General features: G+C 29.5%; 3 protein-coding genes. 1 reads left to right on the top strand and 2 read right to left on the bottom strand.

All coding sequences use genetic code 11. The features are described from left to right. Positions 1-918, top strand: a 918-nt coding sequence (locus F6K22_RS38480; RefSeq protein WP_293110161.1) for a DMT family transporter, incomplete at its 5' end; no start/stop codon positions are given. Between the two features lie 433 nt (positions 919-1,351). Here F6K22_RS38480 and F6K22_RS38475 read toward each other — a convergent pair. Beyond that, positions 1,352-2,431: a hypothetical protein gene (locus F6K22_RS38475; RefSeq protein WP_293110159.1), complete on the bottom strand. Its 1,080-nt coding sequence runs from the start codon at positions 2,429-2,431 to the stop codon at positions 1,352-1,354. Next, positions 2,403-2,533: Fe-Mn family superoxide dismutase (locus tag F6K22_RS38470; RefSeq protein ID WP_293110163.1), on the bottom strand; the 131-nt coding region annotated here is incomplete at its 5' end. The genes F6K22_RS38470 and F6K22_RS38475, both read right to left, overlap by 29 nt.

Genomic DNA, 2,533 nt, shown 5'->3' with positions numbered 1-2,533 from the left:
CAAAAATCTACATTTTTCTCTTTAATAGCATTATTAGTAGGATTATTAGCTGTATCCTTAGCAGCAATTTTCATTCGATTAAGCGAAAGAGAATTAGGACCTGCTAGTACAGTATTAGATCGTTTTGTTATTTCTGGTTTTGTCTTGTGGTTTTGGGGTAATTTCCAAGCTCAAACAAATCAATCATCAACTAATAAAAACGAACAATATTCGACTTACACATTTCGTGAATGGATTTGTTTATTAGCTGGTGGTTTTACTTTTGCTCCTAGTTTACTTCTTTGGGCATGGTCTTTAACCCAAACTAATGTTGCGAATTCAACTATACTTCATAATATGATTCCCATCTTTACTGCTCTAGGAGGATGGATATTTTTAAGTATTCGTTTTGACCGTAGATTTTTAATAGGAATGGGAATAGCTATAGTAGGAGCAATTGCCATTGGAGCAGATGATATACAAGTAGATTTAAAACATTTTACTGGCGACTTAGCAGCATTTGCATCTGCAATTTTATTTGGTGCTTACTACTTATTAATTGAAAAACTTCGCTCGAAATTTTCAGCGACGACCATCTTATTTTGGACTTGTATAAGTGGTAGTTTATTGACTCTTCCTATTGCTTTGTTAACCGAAGATCGTATTTTGCCTTTTTCTTGGGAAGGATGGCTATCAATTATTGGTTTAGCAGTAATTGCCCAACTTTTAGGTCATGGGTTTGTTACTTATAGTCTCAAAACTTTTTCTTCTGGTTTTGTTGCTTTATGCTTTTTATTGGAACCTGTAATTACTGCTTTAATTGCTTGGGTATTATTCTCAGAACAACTTACTATAATTAGTTGGTTAGGATTTTCTATCGTATTATTAGGATTATATTTAGCTCAATCAAGTCCTTCAATTCAGAAAGCTAGTAATTGAAATAACAGTCAGCTATCAGCTATCAGCTAAATACTTACCAAATATCTAGTGAAAAATAATGTAGGGACGTTCCATGGAACGTCCCTACAAAGTTTGAAGAAAGAGTTGATTTATTTGATATTTTTGGAGATTTATAGTATATAAATTATTGATTTATCAATTATTTGTAATTTTAACTAATTAAATTAATGCCACTGTTAAATAAATCTTCAATTGTTTGTTTATTTCTGAGAATAACTCCTAGTTCATCTCTATATGTTAAATTAGGGTTTGCTCTAAATGATAAAAAGTTAAAGCTAGTTACTATGGCGAATTTATCATCACAAATAATTTGTTTACGATGAGTATTTTGAGTTTTGTCAAATTCGAGATTTTTGTAATTTGCTTTTAAATTCTCTAATTGTTTAATAGACTTATCATCATTTTGAGAATTTTAACTTTTCAATCCATAGATTATATGAACTTTTACTTTTCGTTTGAGGGTATCTTTTAAAATTGATAAAAATTCTTTGTCAACTACATTTGCTTTAATCCAAGGTAAAATTATCATTAATCTATTTTTGGCTTCTGTTAAAGTTTTAAGTAAATATTCGCGAATTTGATAAGTATGAATTACTTCTGAAATTCTAGTTTGAGATTTTATTTGTTCTAGCTCTTGCTTCAGCTTTTTTATTTCCTCTTTTAGTGAATTATTTTTGGTTTCGACAAAATTATCAGAGTCATTAAGAGAGTCAATTTTTGTAGTTAACTTTTCTACAGTTTTAATATCCTCCTCTTGAATATTAGAAATAACTTCCTTGACTGAACTTTGAGGAGGTTTATCCTCTTCCATTTGTTGAAAAATTGGCTCCAGTATTTTTTCCCCTTCAGCATATAATTCTTCTATAGTTTTCCGATATTCTGGTTGGATAAAACCTCTGGAAAAAATCTCATATTCAATTTCGCGATCGCCAGGATTACTTTTATATAAAACTAACAAAATTTCGTGGTATTCAGGATATATTTTTTCTATTTTATTAACTTGTACTAATTCTATGGGATTAGGATTATTAGGATGAGAATTTTGTAAAAGTTTTTCAATATCTGAATAGTAGTTAACTAAATCTTCTATATGACTTTTTCTTGGTTTTTTGATGATTTTATTTATGGCACTATTTTTATGATTTTTACTGTCAAAAATTTTCAGAGACAAAGAGTTTATTAGTTTTCCATTTAGAGCATCTAGATAAAATGTCTGAGTTTCAGAAATAGGAGCTAAAACTGTTTGTTGTTCCAAAACATTTAAACCTGCTGCGGTTAACTTTAAATTTTCTTCTTTTTTGACTAAATCTCTAGAAATTAATTCTGATAATACTTTTTCTATTTGATAATTTTCCATACCAATAAAACTAGAAATTTCTTTTGGTTTTACCAACCCATGAGTAATACATTTCAACACAAACTGTTCTAGTAATTCTAATTCTCTATTTGCCAAATAAGTTAAGTCATTTAACCTCCGACCAATTAACCACATTCCACCAAGCATTCAAATAATCACCCCGACGATTTTGATAATTCAAATAATAAGCATGTTCCCAAACATCATTACCCATAATCGGATAATCCCCAGTCAAAA

Origin of the sequence: Okeania sp. SIO2F4 (assembly GCF_010672385.1) — a bacterium.
Taxonomy (GTDB): Bacteria; Cyanobacteriota; Cyanobacteriia; order Cyanobacteriales; family Microcoleaceae; genus Trichodesmium.
This window is presented reverse-complemented; position numbering and strand designations above follow the sequence as displayed.